Source organism: Chromohalobacter sp. (genome assembly GCF_039830575.1).
GTDB lineage: Bacteria > Pseudomonadota > Gammaproteobacteria > Pseudomonadales > Halomonadaceae > Chromohalobacter > Chromohalobacter israelensis.
In genome coordinates, this window is the sequence record NZ_JBDOOX010000012.1 from 296,978 (window position 1) to 319,932 (window position 22,955).

Sequence of the window (22,955 nt, forward strand, 5' to 3'; positions counted from 1 at the left end):
GAGGGGATTGCCGTGCAGATCTACAACACGCTGACGCGACGCAAGGAAACGTTCACGCCGCTCGACGCGGGGCGGGTGCGCATGTACGTGTGCGGTATCACCGTCTACGACTACTGCCACATCGGGCATGCCCGCGTCATGGTGGCGTTCGACATGATCACGCGCTACCTGCGCTGGCGTGGCTTCGAGGTCGATTATGTGCGCAATATCACCGACATCGACGACAAGATTCTCAAGCGTGCCGAGGAAAACGACGAGCCGATCGCGGCGTTGACCGAGCGCATGATCGCGGCCATGCATGAGGACGAGGGCCGCCTCGGCGTGCTGCGCCCTGACCGCGAGCCGCGTGCCACGGCGCATGTCGATGACATCGTCGCCATGGTCCAGCGCCTGATCGACAAGGGGTACGCGTATCCGGCCGCCAACGGCGACGTGTACTACCGGGTGCGCCGCTTCGAGGGCTACGGCAAGCTGAGCAATCGCGACCTCGATGACATGCGTGCCGGGTCGCGTGTCGAGGTCGAGACCGCCAAGGAAGACCCCCTGGATTTCGTGCTGTGGAAGGCGGCCAAGCCGGGCGAGGCAAGCTGGCCGTCACCCTGGGGCGATGGGCGGCCGGGATGGCATATCGAGTGCTCGGCGATGTCGACCTGCTGCCTGGGCGATACCTTCGACATTCATGGCGGGGGGCCGGATCTGGTGTTCCCGCACCATGAGAACGAGATCGCGCAGAGCGAGGCGGCAACGGGCCGGCCTTACGTCAACACCTGGATGCATGCCGGAGCGGTGCGGGTCGATCAGGAGAAGATGTCCAAGTCACTGGGCAATTTCTTCACGATCCGGGAGGTGCTGGAAGCGCACGCGCCGGAAGTCGTGCGCTACCTGCTCCTGGCAAGCCATTATCGCAGCCCGATCAATTATGCGCCGGATGCCTTGAGCGACGCGCGTCGTTCGCTGGAGCGCTTCTACAACGCGCTCCAGGGAGTCGCTCCGGAGGCCGGCGAGGTGGAATCGGGGTATCGCGAACGTTTCATCGCCGCGATGGATGATGACTTCAATACCGCCGAGGCGCTGGCGGTGCTGTTCGATCTGGCGCGCGAGTTGAATCGCGCCAAGCAGGAGGCGCCCGCGCATGCGCCGGCTCTGGCGCATGAGCTCAAGGAGCTGGGCGGTGTGCTGGGCTTGTTCGGCCAGGACCCCGAAGGTTTCTTGCAGGCGGGCGCGGGCCGGCTGCCGATGAGCGAGGAAGACATCGAGTCGCGCATCGAGGCGCGGGCACAGGCCAAGAAAGCCAAGGATTTCGCCACCGCCGATGGCATTCGCGACGAGCTCGCGGCGCTCGGGATCGTGTTGAAGGATGGTCGCGACGGTACGACCTGGGTCGTCGAGGGCGACTGACCGCCACCGGGCAGTGCCTTTGTCCCCACGCAAAAAAGCCGCGATCCGTGATCGCGGCTTTTTTGCATCTCAAGGCTGTTGGCGGTCTTGGCAAAGACCCTTTTCTCCCCTTTCTTTGCCTTGTCGCTGTCACCCGTCATCGCGGGGAAGGTGCATTCTTAGCTCGCAGTGCCCAGCCGCTTGACCATGGCTTCGACCATCATCGCCGAGTGCGTTGCGGCTTTCTCGATGAAGGCCTGGAAGGAGAGGTCCGACTCCTTGCCGGCGATATCGGACAGCGCACGAATGACCACGAAGGGGCAGTCGTACAGATGGCACGTCTGGGCGATGGCAGCCGCTTCCATTTCCGCGGCCAGCATGCTCGGAAAGCGTTCGCGGGCCTGGTCGACCGCGGCCTTGTCGGCCATGAAGATGTCACCGGTGCAGATGAGGCCTTCCGCGACGCGCAGCTCGCCGAGTCCCTCGATGCATTCGCGGGCGACGTTCACCAGATGAGGGTCGGGTGCGTAAGCGGCCGGCATCTGCGGGACCTGGCCGTATTCGTAGCCGAACACCACCGCGTCGACATCGTGATGACGCACCTCGCTGGAAATGACCACATCGCCGACCTCGAGGTCGACGCCGAAGCCGCCTGCCGAGCCGGTGTTGATCACCGCATCCGGCTGATAGACCTCGAGCAGTTGCGTGGTGCCGACGGCGGCATTCACCTTGCCGATTCCCGACTGCAGAATGACGACCTCGACGCCATGCAGGTGGCCCGAATGGAACGTCGAGCCGGCATGCTGGCGGGTCTGGCGGTTTTCCAGATGCGAGGCGAGGCGTTCGACTTCCTCGGCCATGGCACCGATGATGGCAATCTTGCGCATTTGGAGCGTGATCCCTCTATCGATCAGGCGAACACCTGGTTCCATTCATTGCGCTTGGCCAGCAGGTCGCGTGCCAAGGCTTGAGCGCCTTCGAGACTGTGGCTGGCGGCCCAGCCGCACTGCATCTCGTTGCAGGCCGGCACTTCCTTGGCGACGAGCACGTCGTTGAGGGTCTTGTCGATGAGGTCGAGCACGTCGTCGTAATCGTCGTGGTTGATCAGCGTGACGTAGAAGCCGGTCTGGCAGCCCATGGGGCTGATGTCGAGAATCTTGTCGGTGTGGTTGCGCGACAATTCGGCCATCAGGTGTTCCAGGGAATGCAGGGCGGGCATTTCCATGTGGGCCTTGTTCGGCTGGCAGATGCGCAGATCGTACTTGTGAATCGCATCGCCGTGATCGCCGGTCTTGATCCCGGCCAGGCGTACATAGGGCGCCTTGACCTTGGTATGGTCGAGGTTGAAGCTCTCGACGTTCATTTCTTTGTCGCTCATCTCTCCACTCCTTTCTCGAACTGGATGTAGCCGTTCATTGTAACGCCTGTGCGCTAGGCGTGCATGCCGTCGTGCAGTTCGGCGGCGAACAGCGTGTTTTCCAGCAGGGAAGCCACCGTCATGGGTCCCACGCCCCCCGGCACAGGCGTGATGTAGCTGGCGCGCGCCGCGGCGGGGGCGAACTCCACGTCACCGGCGAGCTTGCCGTCGTCCTGACGGTTGATCCCCACATCGATGACCACGGCGCCTTCCTTGACCCATTCGCCCTTGACCAGTCCCGGCCGCCCGACGGCGACGACGAGAAGGTCGGCGCGCCGTACGTGCGATTCGAGGTCACGGGTGAAACGGTGGCAGACCGTGGTCGTGCTGCCGGCCAGCATCAGCTCCAGGGCCATGGGGCGGCCGACGATATTGGAGGCGCCCACGATGACCGCGTCCAGGCCGCGCGCCTGAATGCCGCTTTCCTGCAATAGCGTCATGATGCCCTTGGGGGTGCAGGGGCGCAGGACCGGCAGTCGCTGAGCGAGTCGGCCGAGGTTGTAAGGGTGGAAGCCATCGACGTCCTTGTCGGGGCGAATCCGCTCGAGAATCGGGCGAGCATCGAGATGGTCGGGCAGCGGCAACTGGACCAGAATGCCGTCGATGCTGCGGTCGGCATTCAGCGAGTCGATCAACGCCTCGAGGTCGGCCTGCGTGGTGCCGGCCGGCAGCTTGTGCTGCACCGAGTGCACCCCGGCCTTGTCGCAGGCGCGATGCTTGTTGCGAACGTACACCTCGGAGGCGGGGTCTTCACCGACGAGGACGACCGCGAGCCCCGGTGCGCGCTTGCCTTCCTGGCGGCGTGCCTGGACCTGGCGAGATACCTGTTCGCGGACATTAGCGGCAATCGCCTTGCCGTCGATCAACTGAGCGGTCATCGACTCGTTCCTTTGGCTTGCTAGGCCCGGTGTCGGGCGGCGTTAAAAGAGGCGCAATTTTCGCACGCTGGGAGGCGCAGTCAATGTATCCTTGCCGTGCCCCTGGCGAAGAGGGAGGCGTAAGGGCTTGACCTGGCAAGGAAGATGCGTACAATACGCTGCGCATCGACGGGCTCGATTGGCCTTGCCCAAACGGTCTCGGGGCGACGGGGTATAGCGCAGTCTGGTAGCGCGCCTGCTTTGGGAGCAGGATGTCGGGGGTTCAAATCCCTCTACCCCGACCAGCATCCGGATCCTTTAGAGGATCGGTTCTCGGTTGAGCCTGTGCCGGCGTGACATCAAGGCGCTCATAGCTCAACCGGATAGAGCAACGGCCTTCTAAGCCGTAGGTTGCAGGTTCGAGTCCTGCTGGGCGCGCCATGTCGCGTGCTTGTCGATGAAGGGCATTGCCCGTTGCGTGTCGAGTCATGGTGGATGTAGCTCAGTGGTAGAGCCCCGGATTGTGGCTCCGGTGGTCGTGGGTTCGATCCCCATCATCCACCCCAAGCTCGAATGTCACGCAGTCTATCGTCGTCGTGGTGGATGTAGCTCAGTGGTAGAGCCCCGGATTGTGGCTCCGGTGGTCGTGGGTTCGATCCCCATCATCCACCCCAGCGATGACAACCTTCCTTTCGTGCTTCATTCGTTTCTCCTTCGTCTCGTTGCTGTCGATCGCGGTCGATACGCGTGCGTTGCATCCGTGTGGCCAAGAGCTGCTCGTCGATATCGCCATTGCGACGTTTGACGTGCTTTTTTCATCCCGTTTCCCTTGTAAGATGGGCCTTGTAGCCCCATAAACCACGCAATGCGCTTGCCAGCGCGAATGGGGATTCATAGAATCCTCGTCTTATACGTATTTTCAGAACGCCCCCTGTCGGTAGAGGATCATTCATGCAAGTTTCCGTTGAGTCGACTTCCCAGATCGAACGTCGCGTCACCGTCCAAGTGCCGGCTGCCGAGGTCGATCAAGCCGTGGCTACCCGTCTGCAGGAAACCGCCAAGAACGTGCGGCTGAACGGCTTTCGGCGTGGCAAGATTCCGCTGACGGTCGTTCGCCAGCGTTTCGGCCGAGAAGTCCGCAACGAGGTGGTGGGCGAAATGATGCGCCAGCACTATGTGCAGGCGATTACCCAGGAGAGCCTCAACCCGGCGGGATCGCCGCAGGTCGAGCCGACCGTCGATGAAGACGGCAAGGACCTGGAGTTCGTCGCGACGCTCGAGGTCTACCCCGAATTCGAGCTCAACTCGATCGAAAACACCGAGATCGAGCGTCCCCAGGCAGAGGTGACCGAGGCCGACGTCGATCAGATGATCGAAACGCTGCGCACCCAGCATGCCGAATGGGAAGCGGTCGATCGTGCGGCGGCCAATGGCGACCAGGTGACCATCGACTTTGAAGGTTACCTGGGCGACGAACCCTTCGAAGGCGGTGCCGCCGAAGGCCACGAGCTCGAGCTGGGCTCCAACAGCTTCATTCCCGGTTTCGAAGAGCAGCTGGTGGGTGCCAAGGCCGGCGACGAGCTCGAGATCAAGGTGACGTTCCCCGAGGACTACCAGGCGGCGCATCTGGCGGGCCAGGAAGCCACCTTCAAGGTGAAGGTGCACAAGGTCGCCGGCAAGCAGCTGCCGGAAGTCGACGATGAATTCATCAAGCGTTTCGGTGTCGAAGAGGGTGGAGTTGCCGCTTTCCGCGCCGACGTGCAGAAGAACATGGAGCACGAGCTTTCCCAGGCCGTGACCAATCGCGTCAAGCAGCAGGCCCTGGAAGCGTTGCAGCAGGCCAACGACATTCCGGTCCCGCAGTCGCTGATCCAGCAGGAGACCCAGGGGCTCAAGCGTCAGGCCGCACAGCAGTTCGGTCTCGGCGACGATTTCGACGTCTCCCAGCTGCCGGACGAACTGTTCGCCGATCAGGCGAAGAAGCGTGTGCAGGTCGGGCTGTTGCTGGCCGAGGTCGTCAAGGTCAATGAACTCGACGCAAGCGACGACGAGATCAAGGCGCGTGTCGAGGAGCTGGCGCAGCAGTACCAGCAGCCCGAACAAGTGATCGAGTATTATCTCAAGAACGATGAAATGAAGAACCAGATCAAGTCCTCGGTTCTTGAAGACAAGGCAGTTGACAAGCTGCTGGAGCAGGCTCAGGTTAAGGATGTCGAGATGTCCTACGAGCAAGCCCTGCAGGCGGCACAGCAGCAGGAAGGTGCGGAAGAAGAGGCGCAGGAAGAGACCAGCGCCTGAGCCCCTTCGCGCATGCCGTCGCAAGTGCCTGGACCCGGCTACGGCCGGGTCTCTAGTCACTGAAGCAATCAGTCATCGGATTAAGGAAGCCACGCAATGGGCAATGAGTTCGATATCAGCAACGCCGGCGGTCTAGTCCCCATGGTGGTGGAGCAGAATGCGCGTGGTGAGCGGGCCTATGATATTTATTCCCGCCTGCTGAAAGAGCGTGTCATCTTTCTGATTGGCCCGGTGGAAGACTACATGGCCAATCTGGTGGTAGCGCAGATGCTGTTTCTCGAATCCGAGAACCCGGACAAGGACATCCACCTGTACATCAATTCACCGGGAGGTTCGGTGACGGCGGGGATGTCCATCTACGACACCATGCAGTTCATCAAGCCGGACGTGTCGACCGTATGTGTCGGGCAGGCCGCCAGCATGGGGGCATTGCTGCTCGCCGGTGGTGCCGCAGGCAAGCGTTACTGCCTGCCACACTCGCGGATGATGATCCATCAGCCGCTGGGCGGTTATCAGGGCCAGGCCGCGGATATCGAGATCCATACCAAAGAGATTCTCAACATCCGTCAGCAGCTCAACGAGATCCTCGCCAAGCACACCGGTCAGGATACGGAAACGGTGGCTCGGGACACGGATCGCGACAATTTCATGAATGGCACGCAGGCGGTGGAGTACGGCCTCATCGATGCCATGCTGGATAAGCGCCCCGTATCCTGATAGCGTCTGATGACACTTGATGACTCATAGCGAGACATGCATTTATTACCGGCAGCCCGTCAGGGATGCCGCTATGACGAGGTACGCGAATGGCTGACGGCAAAGGCAAAGACGAGAGCGGCAAATTGCTGTACTGCTCGTTCTGCGGCAAGAATCAGAACGAAGTACGCAAGCTGATCGCGGGTCCTTCCGTCTACATCTGCGACGAATGTGTCGATCTATGCAACGACATCATTCGCGAAGAAGTGCTGGAAGCCGATGCCGAGGGCGATGAAGAACGCCTGCCGGCACCGCGCGAGATCCGCAATACGCTGGACGACTACGTGATCGGTCAGGATCGCGCCAAGCGCGTGTTGTCCGTGGCGGTCTACAATCACTACAAGCGTCTTCGTGCCGACGTGAAGTCGGAAGACGTCGAGCTGGGCAAGTCGAACATCCTGCTGATCGGTCCGACCGGCAGCGGCAAGACATTGCTGGCCGAGACCATGGCCCGGCTGCTCAATGTGCCGTTCACGATCGCCGATGCGACGACCCTGACCGAAGCCGGCTACGTGGGCGAGGATGTCGAGAACATCATCCAGAAGCTGTTGCAGAAATGCGATTACGATGTCGACAAGGCGCAGCGCGGCATCGTCTATATCGATGAGATCGACAAGATTTCGCGCAAGTCCGACAATCCTTCGATCACGCGTGATGTATCCGGCGAAGGCGTGCAGCAGGCCCTGCTCAAGCTGATCGAGGGCACCACGGCCTCGATACCGCCCCAGGGCGGACGCAAGCATCCCCAGCAGGAATTCCTGCAGGTCGATACCAGCAACATGCTGTTCATCGTGGGGGGCGCGTTCGCCGGTCTGGAGAAGGTGATTCGCGATCGTGTCGAGAAGGGTGGCATCGGCTTCAATGCCGAGGTGAAGAGCAAGGACTCCGAGAAGGCGATGGGGGATATCCTCGCTGGCGTCGAGCCCGAGGATCTGGTCAAGTTCGGCTTGATTCCCGAGTTCGTGGGGCGTGTCCCGGTCATTGCCACGCTGACCGAGCTCAGCGAAGAAGCGTTGATCCAGATTCTCACCGAGCCCAAGAACTCGTTGATCAAGCAGTACGTCCATCTGTTCGCGATGGAAGGCGTCGAGCTGGAGTTCCGCGAGGATGCCCTGCGCGCCGTGGCGCACAAGGCCATGGCACGCAACACTGGTGCGCGCGGGCTGCGCTCGATTCTGGAGTCCGTGCTGCTCGACACCATGTACGAGGTCCCTTCGCTGGAGGACGTCACCAAGGTGGTGATCGATGCCTCGGTCATTACCGGCGACAGCGAGCCGCTTCTGATCTACTCCCAGCAGGAAGAAAGCAAGGTGGCCGGCAAGGACGGTTGATGTCCGGCCGAGCCATCCTGGGGGCCTGAGGGCCCCCTTTTCGTATTGAACCTACCGCCGCGTCATGAAACCGACGGGCTGCACGGTTGCATCGCATGGGATGCGCCCCCATTTCCCAGGCATTAGTGCCGTCTCGCGGCCCATCCACCGATTTTGTTGAGGAACGTCTGCGATGGAGCAGAACGCTGAACAGACCTTAAGTCTTCCCCTTTTGCCGCTGCGGGACGTGGTCGTCTATCCGCAGATGGTGATTCCGCTGTTCGTGGGGCGCGAGAAATCGATTCGCGCGCTCGAGACGGCCATGGAAAACGACAAGCGTATCTTGCTCGTGGCCCAGCGTGAGGCGAGTCAGGACGATCCGGAATTCGGCGACCTTTTCGATGTCGGGACCGTGGCCGAAATCATGCAACTTCTCAAGTTGCCGGACGGCACCGTCAAGGTATTGATCGAAGGTGACTATCGCGCCGACATTCGTGATGTCCACGAGGACGCGTCCGGTTATGTATCGGCCGAGGCCACGCGTCGCGAGAGCGAGGCATTGACCGAGCGCGAGCAGGAATCGCTCGTGCGGGTCCTGCTGAATCAGTTCGAGCAGTATGTGAAGCTGTCCAAGAAGGTGCCCAACGAAGTCCTCAATTCGTTGTCCGGCATCGAGGACCCGAGCCGCCTGGTCGATACGATCTGCGCGCACTTGTCGCTCAAGATCGGCGACAAGCAGGAGCTGCTCGAGATGGATCGCGTGCGCGATCGCATCGAGCACCTGATGGCCTTGATCGAGTCCGAGATCGATCTGCTGCAGGTGGAAAAGCGCATCCGTTCGCGGGTCAAGGACCAGATGGAGAAGTCCCAGCGCGAGTACTATCTCAACGAGCAGATGAAGGCCATCCAGAAGGAGATGGGCGAGCTCGAGAACGCGCCCAACGAGGCCGACAAGTACGAGCAGCTGATCGAGTCGTCCGGCATGCCCAAGGAAGCGGCCGACAAGGCGCGCCAGGAACTGGGCAAGCTCAAGATGATGGCGCCGACATCCGCCGAGGCGACCGTGGTGCGTTCGTACCTCGACTGGCTGGTGGCGGTACCCTGGAAGAAGCGCTCGCGCGTGCGGCATGACCTGGTGCATGCCCAGAAGGTGCTCGATGAGGACCACTATGGGCTGGAAGAGGTCAAGGAGCGCATCCTCGAGTACCTGGCCGTGCAGAAGCGCGTCAAGAAGCTCAAGGGACCGGTGCTGTGCCTGGTGGGCCCGCCCGGGGTCGGCAAGACCTCGCTCGGTCAGTCGATCGCACGCGCGACCAACCGGCGTTACGTGCGCCTGGCGCTGGGAGGCATCCGCGACGAGTCCGAGATTCGCGGGCATCGCCGTACGTACATCGGCTCGCTGCCCGGCAAGCTGATTCAGCGCATGAGCAAGGCCGAGGTGCGCAACCCGCTCTTCTTGCTCGACGAGGTCGACAAGATCGGCATGGATCATCGCGGCGACCCTTCGTCGGCGTTGCTCGAAGTGCTCGACCCCGAGCAGAACAACACCTTCAGCGACCATTACCTGGAGCTGGATTACGACCTCTCCGACGTCATGTTCATCTGCACCGCCAACTCGATGAACATCCCGGAGCCGCTGCTCGACCGCATGGAGATCATTCGCCTGCCCGGTTACACGGAAGACGAAAAGCTCGCCATCGCCAAGCGTTACCTGGTGCCCAAGCAGCTCAAGGCCAACGGGCTCAAGGAGGACGAGCTGAGCTTCTCTGACGAATCTCTGCTCGAGCTGGTGCGTTATTACACCCGCGAGGCGGGCGTTCGTGAGCTGGAGCGCCAGATCGCCAAGGTGAGCCGCAAGGTGCTGCGTGAACGTGTCGAGGCCGAGAAACAGCAAGGTGCGAAAGGGCCGCAACTGCTGGCGGCTGCGGACATCGAGACCTATGCCGGCGTGCGTCGCTACAGCTATGGCCTGGCCGACAAGGAAGACCAGGTCGGGCGCGTCACGGGGCTGGCCTGGACATCGGTGGGCGGCGAGCTGCTCAACATCGAGTCGGTGGTCTCCCCGGGCAAGGGGCGCCTGAACAAGACCGGTTCGCTCGGCGATGTGATGAAAGAGTCGGTGAGTGCGGCGCATACCGTGGTGCGGGCACGCGCCGAAGCGCTGGGTATCGATCCCGAGCGCTTCGAGAAAGAGGACCTCCACATTCACGTCCCCGAGGGCGCCACGCCCAAGGATGGGCCGAGTGCGGGCATCGCCATGGTGACGGCGATGGTCTCGGCCTACACCGGGCGTCCGGTGCACTGTGACGTGGCCATGACCGGTGAAGTCAACCTGCGTGGCGAGGTCATGCCGATCGGCGGGCTCAAGGAGAAATTGCTGGCGGCGCGACGCGGTGGTATAAAGACGGTGCTCATACCGGAGGAAAATCGCCGGGATCTCAAGGAAGTGCCGGACAATATCAAGGATGCCCTGGATATCCGGCCCGTCAAATGGATTGATGAAGTTCTCGACGCGGCGCTGGTGGAAAAAGCAGAGGTGGAAAGCGGTGAATCCCTAGCGGAAACCAGTCAACCGACGCGTTCCAATATCAGCACGCATTGACAGAATTTAGCGGCCATGACGCGGTTTGAATCCGCGCATGGCGCGGCTCGGCGCGAAGCTTTCTTGACAAGAGTTTCGTGGCATTGCTATAAATTCCAGCCTTTGTTGTGACGCTTCAGGCAGTGGAAGTTTCGCGCCGATTTCCAGTCATTACCGAAACAGTCAAGGGGTGAAGTGTGAACAAGTCCGAGCTGATCGAAGCCATTGCTGCATCTGCCGACATTCCCAAGGCGGCTGCAGGCCGTGCGCTCGACGCCATGGTCGATACCGTCACCGATAGTCTGAAGAAGGGCGACTCCGTCGCGCTGGTCGGCTTCGGCACATTCTCTGTCAAAGAGCGTGCCGCGCGCACTGGCCGCAACCCGCAGACCGGGCAGACGATCGAAATCAGCGCCGCCAAGGTGCCGACGTTCAAGGCCGGCAAGGCGCTCAAGGATTCGGTCAACTAAGACCGGTTCGAGTGGGGCCGGGGCGATCGCCATGAGCGTGACGCATGACGTAAGCCGTGTCTGAAGTGATATGTCGTGTCGGTTCGGTCCACCCAAGGAGGCGCATCGCGTGAGCGATGCGCCTTTTTCGTGTCGGGGGCAGGTGCACGAGATGTGAGCCCGTTTTGACCGGGACACACTCGATGCCGGTATAATCCGCTCTGGTTTCAAGAATCTCCATCACGTCGAGGCAAGCATGCTGCAACGAATTCGAGAAGGCTCTCAGGGGTGGGTCGCCAAAATGATCGTGGGTGCGATCATCGTGACGTTCGCGCTCTTCGGGGCCGAGTCCCTCGTCGGGGTCTTCACCTCAGGCAGCGACGATGTCGCGACCGTCAACGGCGAGCCGATCAAGCGCCAGGCGGTCGAGTTGCAGGTGCAACGTGGCATTCGTTCCGGCCAAGTGCCCCCTGAGCAGGAGCGCGAACTCCGCGCGCAGGTGATCGATCAGATGATCACCACGGAGTTGCTGGATCAATATGCCGAGGAGGGGGGCATGCACCTCTCCGATGCGCAGATCGACCAGCTCATCGTCAGTCGTCCCGAGTTTCAGGACTCCGAGGGCAATTTCTCCCAGGAGCTCTTCTCCAATCGTCTTGCCAGCGCGGGGTACACACCCTTGTCGTTTCGTCGCGAGTTGCGTCGTGACATGAAGCGTCAGCAGCTGCAGCAAGGGGTGGCACTTTCCACGTTCGTGCTGCCGGGAGAAGCCGAGCGTCTGCAAGCCCTGCAGAATCAGACGCGTGACTTCCGCTATGCGTCGCTGACGGCCGACGATCTCGAAGCGCCGGTCGAGGTCACCGAGAGCGACATGCAGGCGTATTACGAGGCGCACCAGGATCAGTACCAGCGTCCCGAACAGGTCAAGGTGGCGTATGTCGTACTGAATCAGCAGGACGTGGCTCAGGATGTCGACGTCGATGAGCAGCAGCTGCGGGATGCCTACGCTGCCGAGCGCGAGGACGCGCCGCGCGAAGTGGCGCATGTCATGGTCGATTACGGCGATGAACGTTCGCGGGACGAGGCCATGGCCCGCATCGAAGAAGCGCAAGGCCAGCTCGCCGACGGTGCCGATTTCGCCGATGTGGCGGCCGAGTATTCGGATGACGCGACCACGGCGGAGAAGGGCGGCAACCTTGGCGTGATCAATCGCGGCTTTTTCGGCGACGCCTTCGATGATGCGGCGTTCTCGCTGGAGGAGGGCCAGGTGTCCTCGGTGGTCGATAGTGGCGATGGCCTGCATCTGATCAAGGTCACCGATATCGACATGCCCAGCTTTGACGAGCAGCGCGACGAGCTCGCCGGGCAGGTTCGTCTCGACAACTCCCGCGACGCCTTCAATGAGCGTGCCCAGCAACTCGAGGATCGCAGCTACGCCGCGGACGATCTGCAAAGCGTTGCCGATGAGCTGGGGCTCGATGTGCAGACCAGCGACTGGGTATCCGCCGACAGTGCCGAGGGGGTGCTGGCCGAGCCGGGAATGATGGATGCGGCATTCAGCGAGGACGTGCTCGAGAATGGCTATAACAGCGATGTGATCGAGCTCGACGACCAGCGCCGCGCTGTATTGCGCGTTGTCGATCATCGTGAGGCCACGACCTTGTCGCTGGATGAAGTGAGCGAGCGTGTGCGTGAGGCGACGCGCGAGGTCAAGACGCGCGAGGCCCTCGAGGCGCGTGCCGAACGTCTCGTCGCATCGCTCCGCAACGGCGATGCGGTGTCCCTCGACTGGCAGCAGGTCGACGATGCAACCCGCTGGGGAGACGCGGCGCCCGAATCCGTGTTGCGTCAGGCCTTCCGCTTGCCGCATCCCAGTGATGGGCAGACCTACGGACACGCGATGACCGACGCCGGCGTCGCGATCATCGAGCTGACGCAGGTACGCGATGGGGACGCCGAAGAAGCTGGCGATAGCGGGCGAATGGCGGAACGCCTGCGTGCGCAGGCGGCGATTCAAGGGCTGACCGAGTCACTGCGCGAAGACGCCGAGATCGAACGGGACTAGACGCTCGCCTGCAAGGCGGCAAATGAAAGCGCGGCTCAGGGAGCCGCGCTTTTTTTATGTCGTCGTGGCCGTCACGATGCCGCGGGAGATCGGCCCTGGACACGCCGGGAAGCGGTCAGCCGGTCTGGTGCTCCAGCTCCTGGAGGATCACCAGCGCTTGTTCCCGGGCGTCGCCACAAACCGCCCGGTCATATTCGAAGGCGTGGCAAACGGCGGGACGCCGCGGGTCGCCGAACAAGCGGCAGAGGTTATCGTCATCGAGTTGGATGCAGCGCACTCCCGCCGGCTTGCCATCCGGCATGCCGGGAATGGGAGAGCTGATGCTGGGGGCGATGCAGCAAGCGCCACAGCCGGCGCGGCAGGACATGCGAGCCTCCTTCGTCATGCGTCGTCGTGCGTGGTCACTGGTGGCATGGCATCCGCCATGGCCCCCTTGTCGATGCCTTCGAAGGCCTGGACACGGATGCGGCTGCCGGTATCGCGGGCGATGGTATCGGCCAGCCAGGCGGCGATGTGCTCGATGGTGGTCGGCGTCGACAGCAGATGACAACGTTGTCTCGGGAGCTTGAGGGAGAAGCGTCCCTGAGCGGCCTGGTAGGCAACGCTCAGCTCGTCCAGGGGCTGTTCGTCGAATGGCGTGTCGAGGTCCTCGTCGTGGATCAGGTAACTGGCATCGAGTGCCTGTGCCCATTGCGCTTCGAGAGCGGCATCGCGCCGTCCGTCGCGCCAGATATGCAAGCGCGAACGATGGCCGTGGGCAATGCGCTGACAGTTGCCCGTGTGATGCTTGAGACCATGGCTGTAGGTATAGGCGGCAGTCTCGATCTCTTCGTCGCGAAGACGCAGGCGGATCGTGTCGACCTTGGCCGGTGGCCGACGGCTCAGCTCGCTCGACAGATGGATGGCCAGACGATCGGCGGTGATCTCTGGCCAGGGGAGCAGGGTGAAGCTCTGCCGGGGGCCACGGACTTCCATGCGGTAGGGGAACTGCGTGCGCAGGCACAGGCCTTCGGCGCAGTCGACGACCTGGATGCCCGCTGCCTCGGTGGGTACCAGCAGGGTATGGTCGAGCCCCGCATCGAGACGTGACTTGATCCAGGGCTTGACCTCGCCGAAGTCGAACAGCATGCCATCGGGGCCGAGCTCGCCGTCGAGCTCGGCATCGACATGCCAGCTGACGCCCGTCAGCCCGTGTTCGGGCGACCACAGCGACGCATCGATGTGGGTGAGATGATTGACGAAAAGGGTCATCAGTCGATTCCCGCGATCTTGTGGGTTTGCAGCGCGAGGCGCCATTGCGGATGGTCGAGGCAGTAGGCGACGGTATCCGTCATGGTCGTGCCTTGCCCGCCGCGGGGCGCGAGATCCATCGGCTGCAGGAAGAAATGCGCAAAGTCCAGATGCGTGAAATTCGCCGGCGGCGCGTCGTCCTGGGGATAGACCAGCTTGAGTTCATCGCCCTGCGTGATTCTCAACGGTGCGTCGCCCTTGGGGCTCACGCACAGCCAGTCGATGCCGTCGGGCGGTGTCAGCGTACCGTTGGTTTCGACGGCGACCTCGAACCCATGGGCATGCATCGCCGCGATCAGTGCCGTGTCGAGTTGCAGCAGCGGCTCCCCGCCCGTGAAGACCACATAGGGCGTCGCGGTCGTGTCGTCGGTGCCGGGCCAGAGTCGGTGCAGGTGCGTGGCGAGGGCATGCGCGTCCGCGAAGCGTCCGCCGTTCTGCCCGTCGGTGCCGACGAAGTCGGTATCGCAGAAACGGCAACGGCTCTGCGCACGATCGCGTTCCCGTCCCGACCAGAGGTTGCACCCCGTGAAGCGACAGAAGACGCTGGCCCGTCCGGCGCGTGCACCTTCTCCCTGCAAGGTATAGAACGCTTCCTTGACGCTGTACATCAGTCAGAGGCCCCCGCATCGGCATAGACCAGAGGGTCCGTCACGCCCTGGGCGGCGAAGGCCGCGAGACGTTCACGACAGCTGCCGCAGTGACCGCAGGAGCGCTCGGCGCCGCGATAGCAGGTCCAGGTCTGCGCGTAGTCGAGACCCATCGCCAGACCATCGGCGAGAATCTCCTCCTTGCTGGCGTGCAGATAGGGCGCCGCGATGCGCACGGGGGTGAAGTCGGCGATGGCCGCGACATCGTTCATCCGCTCGACGAACTCGGGGCGGCAATCCGGATAAAGCACGTGGTCGCCGCCGTGGGCGCCGTAGAAACACACGTTGGCGCCGATATTGACGGCATGGCCAATGGCCAGCGAGAGCAGGATCATGTTGCGGTTGGGAACCACCGTGGCCGCCATGTTATCGGCATCGTAGTCGCCGTCGGGCATGGTCTGGGTGGCGTCGGTCAGGGCCGAGTTGCCGATCAATCCGTGAATGGCACGGATATCGACGACCTGATGCGCGATGCCGAGTCGCTGACAGACATCATGGGCGGTTTCCAGTTCGCGGGAGTGGCGCTGACCGTAGTGGAATGACAGCGCGTGCACCTCGAAACCGGCGCGCAGCGCGCGGTGAAGTACGGTGTAGGAATCCATTCCGCCGGAATAGATGACCACGGCCTTGGTGGTGTCTTCGGGCGAGGTGATGGCGGTAACGGCGCTTTGCCCGGCGTGTTGGCGCCGGGGAGAATGACGGGGAAGGTCCGACATGAGGCATTGTCCTGAGCGGAGAATTTATAGCGCCCAGCGTGTGGTGGCACGCCTGGGAAATACGCCCGGGATCCGGTCCGGACGAAGCGCGCATAGTGTAACCGGCACACCGTTCGCCGGCTAGTCGTTGCGGATCAGGCCGTCGCGTCTTCCTGAGCGGCTCGGGCGGCGCCCGCGAACCGTGTCATGCAAGCGCGCTGCGTTCGCCGCACAGTGGGCTGAGGAAGCGATGACGGCGCTGTGCATCCGTCAGCGGTTGTGCCAGGACATGGGTGAGCTTGGTGAAGGCTGCCTCGGGGGTCATGTCGTCGCCGGCCAGCACGCCGGCATCACCGAGTGCCTGGCCGCTGGCATAGGTCTCCAGGGCCACCGGCCCATGCGGGCACTGGCTGACCACTGCCAATAGCTTGCCGGCGCTGCTGGCGGTAACCAGGGCCCCCGCCAGGTGCGGGTCGTCGGGCATGTTGCCGCTGCCCCAGCATTCGAGCACGGCACCCCGCACGCTGTCCTCGTCGAGCAGGGTCGCGACCTGACGGGCCTGGATGCCCGGCCACAGCGCCAGGCGCACGACCGACGACGCCGTCGACAGATAGGGCAGTTCGAAGCGGGGCGCGCCGCTCGGCGACAACAGCCGCGAGGGGTACAAGACCGGAGCGCCGTCGATGCATTCTCCAAGCAGTGGCCAGTTGGGCGAAGCAAAGCCGTCGAAGGCGTGGGTGTCCCATTTGCGGCTGCGGCAGCCGCGCATGAGCTTGCCCGCGAAGGCGACGGTGACTTCGGCAAGGCCGGGGAGTGCCGCAAAGCGCAGGGCCGTCTCGATGTTGCCCAGCGCATCGCTGCCTGGCGCTTCCAGCGGCTTCTGGGCGCCGGTCACGACCACCGGCTTGTCGATGCCCTGCAGCTGGAAGGCCAGACTCGAGGCGGTCCAGGCGAGCGTGTCGGTGCCATGCAGAACCACGAAGCCTGCGTAGTCGGCATGCCGTGTGGCGATATCCCGTGCCAGTCGCTGCCAGTCGGCGGGTGTCGCGCTGCTCGAATCGATGGGCGTTGCGTACTCGAGCATCTCGAAGGGAGGGATGCCATCGCCACGGGAGGCCGGCAAGCGCGAGATCGCCAGGCGCAGGCGTGCTTCGAAGTCGCCGGCGGGGCGCAGGCCTTGGGCGCTCTCGATCATGCCGAGGGTGCCCCCGGTATACAGGACAAGAATGGTGTTGGCAGTCGTCATGGCGATGGCATCCCGGCACGCAAGCGAATGAGCGCGCGATGATACCTAGTTATCGTCCTTGTCGGCTAGCGTCCAGCCGCGGGAGGGAGCGTCGGTCGTGGTATCGGGCTCGCGCGATGCGGTCTTGGCGCGTATCGCTTCCACGTCTTCGTGACTCACCAAGCGCAACTGGCCATCGCTGCGTTGCGGATGGCTGGTCAGGACGCCATCGAAGCGCCAGCACCGCTCCGGTACCCAGGAAACGCGGAATCGTCGACCTTGATACTCCGCCTGCTGTTCGTCGATCAGACGCAGGCTTTCACGCAGCGGCAGCCGCGCGAAGAGGTCGGAATGCAGCACGTCGTGGTGATCGCCGATGCGGATGGGACCCACGAAACGGCCTTCGGCGAGTGCGCGCCGGCGACGCGACGGTCGCAGCGTGCCTTCCGCCATGCCGGCACCGCACAAGTGCAGAGTGGTCTCGTCGAGTTGCTTGATGACCCAGATGGCGACGCCGCGTCTCGGTGCCAGGCGATCCCGCAACCAGTCAAGCATGTCCAGCTCCTGCGCTGAGTGTCGAGTGAACGCGCGCGATGGTCATGCCATCGCGCGGGGCCGTCATTCGCATTTACAGGTCGTGCCCGAGGATGACCTGGCAAATGGCAGCAAAGCTGCGCGCCTCGGGAGGATGCTCGAGATCGATGCCCAGCGCACGGCTGATATCGGAAGCCGAGACCAGACCGCGAATGATGGTCTTCCCGTCATCGACGGCCGTGATCAGCACGTGTTGATCCCCGAATGCCTTCAACGTTTCCACCAGATCGCCGACGCGAGCATTCTCCAGCTGTTCCAGCGAGAGGGAGTGCAGTTGCGCGCGGGGCGTTTGAATCATGTCGACCGTCACTTCCTCGCGCGGCACGTCGTGCTGCTGCATGGCGATGGTGATCTTGCGGCCACCGACCAGCTCGCGAGCGTTGACCACGCCGGTGAAGCGCCCATCGGGGCCGATGACCATGAGCAACCGTACGCCCGCCTGCTTCATGACGTTGAGGGCCTGGTCGGTCGTGTTGGACGTCAGGATGGTCTGGGCGCGTTGCGCGGTGAAGTCGGTCAGCAGGCGCACGGCCGGGCTGTCCAGAGTCAGCTTGTGGCTGACGGCGGGAGGCTGCGCGATGCCGCTGACGCCGTCCAGCGAGGCCAGAGGAAGCGTGTCATAGAAACGCGGTGTACGAGATGTCATGGTACGTTGCCCTCGGTAACGGGCCCGCCAAGCGCCGGTAACCGTGCAGGCAGGGTACTTGGCGGGCGTGGCTTACATGTGCGCGCGAAGGTCGCCGCGCACACTGTCGAGCAGAGTGATGAAATGGGTGTCCTGCTGATCGTCCTGACGGTCGATGCGGCATCCCATCTTCATGGTGCGTTGGACGAGAATCTCGTCGTAAATATCCAGCGTGACCTTGAGGGCGGGCTTGTCTCCCGGCGTGAGGGCGCCGTCCTCCAGCGTGAAGCTTTCCAGCAACGTGCCGCGCACACGCGTGATGCCTCCCTCGGCGAGCACGCGCCTCACGAAGAGCCAGCCCTCGCAGGCCAGCGATTCGCCATGCGGACGCTGACGCAGGAAGAGGGTGCGATAGCAGGCGCCTTCCGCCGCGCCTTTTTCCGCCATGCTGCGATATGCCTCGGCGACACGCGATGCCATTGCGCCGGATTCTGCCAGCTTGCGTACGGCCGCCTTATGCTCGCGATGAAGCTGATCCTGCTGTTGAAAACGTTGCCAGCGGGCATAGTCGGCGAAAAGCGATGTCGAATCCATCGTGGCTGAGGCTCCTTGCAGTCGGGTCAAGGTTCCCATCATCGCTCATCGGACCGTGACAATGCCAGCGCCAGGGCGGGCTCGCCTGCACGCACGTACCCGATGAAAGACGAAGTCGATCGGATTAAAGTTTCGGTGCTGCGTGCCGATGTACGAACAAAGCCCGTAAAGCGTGTCTTTTCGGCAATAGCGTCGACGGGCCTCATGGTAAAAAGATAAACCTGTTCAGTGAGGGTGTGTCATGCCAACGATTACTTCCCTGGGGGTGGGCTCCGGGCTCGATTTGAGTGGCTTGCTGGACCAGCTGAAAGAGGCCGAAAGCGCGAAGCTGGAGCCGATTAGCGACCAAAAGCAAAGTTACAAGGCCAAGTTGTCGGCCTTCGGGCGACTGGAAAATGCCCTCGAGTCCCTGCGCGAGTCGGCGACGGCGCTTGGGAAACCCGAGACGTTTCAGGCGCTGAGCAGCAAGATGCAGGGTGAGGCCGTCACCGTGTCGACGGACAGTACTGCCGTGCCCGGCCGTTATCAGGTGGAAGTCAGTGCCCTGGCCCAGTCCCAGACGCTGGCCTCGAGCGGTTTCGCGGAGGACGCCGAGCTGGCGACAGGGGAGCTGGCGTTCACCATCGGCGAGGAGGCGTTTTCGATCACCCTCGACGCCGACAACAACACCCTGGAAGGTCTGCGCGACGCGATCAACGATCAGGATGCCGGCATCAGTGCCTCGATCGTCAACGATGGCAGCGGCACGCCCCAGCGCCTGGTGCTGACCTCGACCGAGACCGGAGAAGCCAATCAGATCGGCATCTCGTCCACGGATGCGACTCTGCAGGCGGCGTTCGGCTTCGACGCCGCGGATCCCACCGCCAGCGACATGCGTCAGACCGTGGCTGCCCAGGATGCCCAGTTGAGCGTCAACGGCATCGATATCACGAGTGCTTCGAATCGCGTCGAGGGTGCGCTTCAGGGCGTGACCTTCGATCTGCAGGCGACCCACGAGACCGGGACGAGCGATGCGTTGACGCTCAGTCGTGATGACAAGGCCATCAAGGCATCCATCAACGACTTCGTGGATGCCTACAATTCCCTGCAGGGCACCATGGCCAGCCTGACGTCCTTCGATGCGGAGTCGGGCAAGGCCGGCCAGCTGCTCGGCAATTCCACGCTCAGAGGGGTGGAGTCCCAGTTGCGCAATGCCATGGGCAATGTCGGCGACGGCGATTACCGCCTGCTCGGCGATCTGGGTATCTCGCTGACCGTCGAAGGCAAGCTGGAGGTCGACGATGACGCCCTCGACGAGGCGGTCGAAGGCAATCTCCGCGGTGTCAGCGCGTTCTTCGAGGGCACCGACGGCACCGACGGTTTTGCCGCCAAACTGGATGCGGCACTGGGCAACATGCTTGACGAGGGTGGCTCGCTCGACGTCGCCACCAGCGGTATCGATACCAGTATCGAGCGTGTGGATGAGCGCTATACCAGCATGCAGGCTTCGATCGATGCCACCATCGCGCGTTATCGCGAGCAGTTCGCCGACCTGGACTCCATGGTCGCTCAGATGAACTCGACCAGTTCGTATCTGACGCAGCAATTCAACAGCTTGAACGCACAACTGAATCAGTGAGGGGAGCTAACATGAACATGATGCGCGGGGCCCAGGCTTACGCCCGTGTCGGTGTCGAGTCCGGGGTGATGTCTGCCAGCCCCCATCGACTCATCGTGATGCTGTTCGATGGCGCCCAGGCGGCCATTCGGGCGGCGAAGCTGCACATGGAAGATGGCAACATCGCTGCCAAGGGGCAGTCGATCTCCAAGGCCATGGACATCGTCAACAATGGCCTGGCGGCGGCGCTCGATCGTGAACAGGGCGGTGAACTCGCGGAGCGGCTGGAGAGTCTGTATGACTATGTCGTCCGCCTGTTGATGAAGGCGAATCGGCATAACGATCAGGCCGCGCTCGATGAAGCGGCACGCCTGCTCGAAGACATCGGCTCCGCCTGGCGCGAGATCGGTCCGCAAGTGGATGGAGCCTGACATGAGCGATGCGTCCGGCCGTCTCGACCTGTACGCGGACATGCTGGTGCGTTCGCGGGCCATGCTGGAAAGCGCGAATCGGCAGGAGTGGGACGCGCTGATCCAGCAGCGTGCCCGGTTCGTGGCGGATGTCGAGAAGCTGCGGCGCGAGCCAGAGACCGACGGTCTCACGGAACAGGAGCGCCGGCATTGTGCTGAGCTGCTCGAGGAGATTCTCGAGCACGATCGCGCCATACGGGAGCGCCTCGATGCGCGTTGCGAGGAATTGTCGCAGTTGATCGGCAGTTCGCGGCGCCAGCAGGCACTGATGCGGGCCTACAACCAGGGGCAAGGAAAATTGTCGCAACGCATGCGCCCCTCGCCGGGCACTGAAGGCCGCACGTGAGCGGCATCAATCCCATCATCGACACATTGCTTCATCAGGTGCTGGGGCAGCGTGTCGATACCCCCGTGGCACGGGATCTGCCCGAGCCGGTCAAGCCGATGTTGCCCGGCAATGCCATCGAGGCGTTTACCCAGGGCGGCGGACTCAAGCAAGGCGGTGCCTCCCAGGCCGAATTCACGCCGACGCGCCCCCAGGCGCCCCTCGAACAGGGCGCGGGTCTTCCCAGGGGGGGCGAGCCGTCCTCGTCTCCTGCATCCGCCGCCACGCATTTCAGTGCCGCCGCGCGCACCATCGCCGATGTGCTGGCGCGCTTCCCCGCGCCGCAGTCATCGATCGTGTCTTCCCAGCCCTTGCTGGAAGCCGGGCAGGCATCGCCGCGCGTGCTGGCGGCCCAATTGCAGCAAAACATTCAGCAAAGCGGCGTGTTCTACGAGTCGCACCTGGCGCGCTGGTTCAAGGGGGAGTGGTCGACGGCCGCACTATCGCGCGAGCCGCAAATGGCTTTGATGCCGCGTATGTCTGCAGTCGTCGGGGTTCCCGCTGCAATGCCCGGCTCGGGCGCGGAGGGGCGTGCAGCCGACGGGGCGCCTTCCATGCCTCGCATGAACGTGGCCGACTCCCTGGCGACCATTACCACGCTGCGCCCGGTGCCATCGGCAAGCCCAGTGGCCGGTGCGCCTCGTGTCTTCGGCTCGGCGAGTCTGCCCGAGGCGGCGGCGCGAGCGGAAGCCGCCGTTCCCTCCCAGGCACAGGCACAATCACAGCAGGGGGCCGCGACATCCTCGCCATGGCAGCAACTCGGCGCGGACCAGAGCGAGACCCTGCAGTCGGTGGTGCGTCATCAGCTCGAGATGCTGGTCACGCCGACGCTTCGCTGGGAAGGCATGCTGTGGCCGGGGATCATGATGGCAATGACGCTGCAGCAGTGGGCAGGTGGCGAGCGTGGCGAAGCGGGCCAGGAAAGCGGCCAGCAACGCCATAACGCGCCTTGGCACAGCGAAATGAATATTTCCCTGCCGCACCTGGGGGATGTTCATATTGCCATGACACTGAAGGCCGAGCGTCTCTCCCTGTCGCTCTCGGCGCCTCGCAGCGAGACGCTGGAGCGCTTGTCGGCGCAGGCCGAGGCCTTGCATGGGCGTCTCGATGCCTTGGGGGTCCAGGCAGTGATCGACGTGCGTGCCACCGATGAGACGAGTGAGGAAGGCCATGAGTGAGCGCAGCGATGATAGAAAACGTGCCGTGGCACTGGCCTACCAGGATGCCTCGGCCGCGCCCGTCGTCGTTGCCAAGGGATATGGCGAACTGGCCGAGCGTATCGTCGAGAAGGCCAAGCACGAGGGCATATTTGTGCACGATGCGCCTGAGCTGGTGGCGCTGTTGATGCAGGTCGACATGGATGCGGAAATTCCCCCCACCCTCTATCAGGTGATAGCCGAGTTGCTGGCCTGGGTCTATGACCTGGAACGAGAGCAGGCTTCCCTGGCCGAGTCGGCGCTTTCCGGTTCGCGTTAGTTCCCACGAACGTCTGCGACGTATTGACGCACCCCAGTAACGGTAACGGACTAATTATGAGTTGGTTATAGAGGCTTCGGTTCCGTCAATAGGCCGATGGCTAGGGCATTTTCATGCTTTTTTGTGGTGCAGCATCGTACTCCTGCGTCGGTGGCCTCATCCCTTTTTTGTAATATTTTGTTGGTTCTCCTGTAGGAGATGTTGAATCTTTTCATAAAAACGTCTCAAAATGATGCGACGGTAAGAA

The 22,955-nt window shown here is 62.8% G+C and carries 23 protein-coding genes and 4 tRNA genes; 16 read left to right on the forward strand and 11 right to left on the reverse strand.

What is annotated here, in order from left to right; genetic code table 11:
• Nucleotides 1-12: 12 nt before the first annotated feature.
• Entirely contained in the window at nt 13-1,398 is a 1,386-nt protein-coding gene (gene cysS, locus ABGX75_RS11250) for a cysteine--tRNA ligase (RefSeq protein ID WP_224113264.1), read from the forward strand.
• 158 nt (nt 1,399-1,556) lie between these two features.
• On the opposite strand, the gene mtnN is transcribed toward cysS, so the two are convergent.
• Genes mtnN through folD form a run of 3 tightly spaced genes read right to left on the reverse strand, consistent with a single transcriptional unit; the run spans nt 1,557 to nt 3,672 of the window.
• On the reverse strand, nt 1,557-2,264 hold the full coding sequence (gene mtnN / locus ABGX75_RS11255; protein ID WP_035409941.1) for a 5'-methylthioadenosine/S-adenosylhomocysteine nucleosidase: 708 nt from the start codon (nt 2,262-2,264) through the stop codon (nt 1,557-1,559).
• A gap of 23 nt (nt 2,265-2,287) precedes the next feature.
• Entirely contained in the window at nt 2,288-2,755 is a 468-nt protein-coding gene (locus ABGX75_RS11260) for an S-ribosylhomocysteine lyase (protein ID WP_035409938.1), read from the reverse strand.
• Between the two features lie 53 nt (nt 2,756-2,808).
• Nucleotides 2,809-3,672 (reverse strand): bifunctional methylenetetrahydrofolate dehydrogenase/methenyltetrahydrofolate cyclohydrolase FolD, encoded by an 864-nt coding sequence (gene folD, locus ABGX75_RS11265; RefSeq protein WP_224113265.1) that lies wholly within the window; start codon nt 3,670-3,672, stop codon nt 2,809-2,811.
• Between the two features lie 207 nt (nt 3,673-3,879).
• Here folD and ABGX75_RS11270 point away from each other — a divergent pair.
• The 10 genes from ABGX75_RS11270 (at nt 3,880) to ABGX75_RS11315 (ending at nt 13,110) form a co-directional block, all read left to right on the forward strand.
• Nucleotides 3,880-3,956 (forward strand) — tRNA-Pro (locus tag ABGX75_RS11270).
• 59 nt (nt 3,957-4,015) lie between these two features.
• Nucleotides 4,016-4,092, forward strand: a tRNA-Arg gene (locus ABGX75_RS11275).
• Nucleotides 4,093-4,142: 50 nt separating this feature from the next.
• A tRNA-His gene (locus tag ABGX75_RS11280) sits at nt 4,143-4,217 on the forward strand.
• Between the two features lie 33 nt (nt 4,218-4,250).
• Nucleotides 4,251-4,325 (forward strand) — tRNA-His (locus ABGX75_RS11285).
• 277 nt (nt 4,326-4,602) lie between these two features.
• Nucleotides 4,603-5,949, forward strand: a complete 1,347-nt coding sequence (gene tig / locus ABGX75_RS11290; protein WP_224113266.1) for a trigger factor — start codon at nt 4,603-4,605, stop codon at nt 5,947-5,949.
• Nucleotides 5,950-6,045: 96 nt separating this feature from the next.
• Nucleotides 6,046-6,666 carry an ATP-dependent Clp endopeptidase proteolytic subunit ClpP gene (gene clpP, locus ABGX75_RS11295; RefSeq protein WP_224113267.1) on the forward strand — a complete coding sequence of 207 codons (621 nt, stop codon included), beginning with the start codon at nt 6,046-6,048 and terminating at the stop codon, nt 6,664-6,666.
• 89 nt (nt 6,667-6,755) lie between these two features.
• Nucleotides 6,756-8,036 (forward strand): ATP-dependent Clp protease ATP-binding subunit ClpX, encoded by a 1,281-nt coding sequence (gene clpX / locus ABGX75_RS11300; RefSeq protein ID WP_011507342.1) that lies wholly within the window; start codon nt 6,756-6,758, stop codon nt 8,034-8,036.
• A gap of 172 nt (nt 8,037-8,208) precedes the next feature.
• Nucleotides 8,209-10,617: an endopeptidase La gene (lon, locus tag ABGX75_RS11305; RefSeq protein ID WP_035409928.1), complete on the forward strand. Its 2,409-nt coding sequence runs from the start codon at nt 8,209-8,211 to the stop codon at nt 10,615-10,617.
• Between the two features lie 176 nt (nt 10,618-10,793).
• Nucleotides 10,794-11,066 carry a nucleoid-associated protein HU-beta gene (gene hupB / locus ABGX75_RS11310; protein WP_011507340.1) on the forward strand — a complete coding sequence of 91 codons (273 nt, stop codon included), beginning with the start codon at nt 10,794-10,796 and terminating at the stop codon, nt 11,064-11,066.
• 235 nt (nt 11,067-11,301) lie between these two features.
• Nucleotides 11,302-13,110, forward strand: a complete 1,809-nt coding sequence (locus ABGX75_RS11315; RefSeq protein ID WP_347411359.1) for a SurA N-terminal domain-containing protein — start codon at nt 11,302-11,304, stop codon at nt 13,108-13,110.
• 115 nt (nt 13,111-13,225) lie between these two features.
• On the opposite strand, the gene ABGX75_RS11320 is transcribed toward ABGX75_RS11315, so the two are convergent.
• The 8 genes from ABGX75_RS11320 to ABGX75_RS11355 form a co-directional block, all read right to left on the reverse strand.
• Entirely contained in the window at nt 13,226-13,477 is a 252-nt protein-coding gene (locus ABGX75_RS11320) for a YkgJ family cysteine cluster protein (protein WP_035409923.1), read from the reverse strand.
• Between the two features lie 14 nt (nt 13,478-13,491).
• The gene (locus ABGX75_RS11325) at nt 13,492-14,361 is read right to left on the reverse strand and encodes a 6-carboxytetrahydropterin synthase (protein ID WP_347411360.1); all 870 of its coding nucleotides are present in this window, start codon (nt 14,359-14,361) and stop codon (nt 13,492-13,494) included.
• Nucleotides 14,361-15,008 (reverse strand): 7-carboxy-7-deazaguanine synthase, encoded by a 648-nt coding sequence (queE, locus tag ABGX75_RS11330; protein ID WP_347411361.1) that lies wholly within the window; start codon nt 15,006-15,008, stop codon nt 14,361-14,363. The genes ABGX75_RS11325 and queE overlap by 1 nt, the downstream gene beginning before the upstream one ends.
• Nucleotides 15,008-15,763 (reverse strand): 7-cyano-7-deazaguanine synthase QueC, encoded by a 756-nt coding sequence (gene queC / locus ABGX75_RS11335; protein ID WP_347411362.1) that lies wholly within the window; start codon nt 15,761-15,763, stop codon nt 15,008-15,010. The genes queE and queC overlap by 1 nt, the downstream gene beginning before the upstream one ends.
• A 184-nt stretch (nt 15,764-15,947) precedes the next feature.
• Nucleotides 15,948-16,988, reverse strand: coding sequence for an asparaginase (locus ABGX75_RS11340; protein ID WP_347411363.1), 1,041 nt, complete (start codon nt 16,986-16,988; stop codon nt 15,948-15,950).
• Nucleotides 16,989-17,033: 45 nt separating this feature from the next.
• On the reverse strand, nt 17,034-17,522 hold the full coding sequence (locus ABGX75_RS11345) for a hypothetical protein (protein ID WP_347411364.1): 489 nt from the start codon (nt 17,520-17,522) through the stop codon (nt 17,034-17,036).
• A 73-nt stretch (nt 17,523-17,595) separates the two neighbouring features.
• Nucleotides 17,596-18,207: a hypothetical protein gene (locus ABGX75_RS11350; RefSeq protein WP_347411365.1), complete on the reverse strand. Its 612-nt coding sequence runs from the start codon at nt 18,205-18,207 to the stop codon at nt 17,596-17,598.
• 72 nt (nt 18,208-18,279) lie between these two features.
• Nucleotides 18,280-18,780: a hypothetical protein gene (locus tag ABGX75_RS11355; protein ID WP_011507331.1), complete on the reverse strand. Its 501-nt coding sequence runs from the start codon at nt 18,778-18,780 to the stop codon at nt 18,280-18,282.
• Between the two features lie 241 nt (nt 18,781-19,021).
• Between ABGX75_RS11355 and fliD the strand changes: the two genes are divergently transcribed.
• The 5 genes from fliD to ABGX75_RS11380 are packed head-to-tail and all read left to right on the forward strand — an operon-like array spanning nt 19,022 to nt 22,708.
• Complete coding sequence (gene fliD / locus ABGX75_RS11360; RefSeq protein ID WP_347411366.1) at nt 19,022-20,398, forward strand: flagellar filament capping protein FliD; 1,377 nt, start codon at nt 19,022-19,024, stop codon at nt 20,396-20,398.
• 11 nt (nt 20,399-20,409) lie between these two features.
• Entirely contained in the window at nt 20,410-20,808 is a 399-nt protein-coding gene (gene fliS / locus ABGX75_RS11365) for a flagellar export chaperone FliS (protein ID WP_205687205.1), read from the forward strand.
• Nucleotide 20,809: 1 nt separating this feature from the next.
• Nucleotides 20,810-21,193, forward strand: coding sequence for a flagellar protein FliT (gene fliT / locus ABGX75_RS11370; RefSeq protein ID WP_164915648.1), 384 nt, complete (start codon nt 20,810-20,812; stop codon nt 21,191-21,193).
• On the forward strand, nt 21,190-22,410 hold the full coding sequence (locus tag ABGX75_RS11375; protein ID WP_347411367.1) for a flagellar hook-length control protein FliK: 1,221 nt from the start codon (nt 21,190-21,192) through the stop codon (nt 22,408-22,410). Before fliT ends, ABGX75_RS11375 begins: the two co-directional genes overlap by 4 nt.
• Nucleotides 22,403-22,708 carry an EscU/YscU/HrcU family type III secretion system export apparatus switch protein gene (locus ABGX75_RS11380; protein WP_011507326.1) on the forward strand — a complete coding sequence of 102 codons (306 nt, stop codon included), beginning with the start codon at nt 22,403-22,405 and terminating at the stop codon, nt 22,706-22,708. Before ABGX75_RS11375 ends, ABGX75_RS11380 begins: the two co-directional genes overlap by 8 nt.
• Nucleotides 22,709-22,955 lie beyond the last annotated feature (247 nt).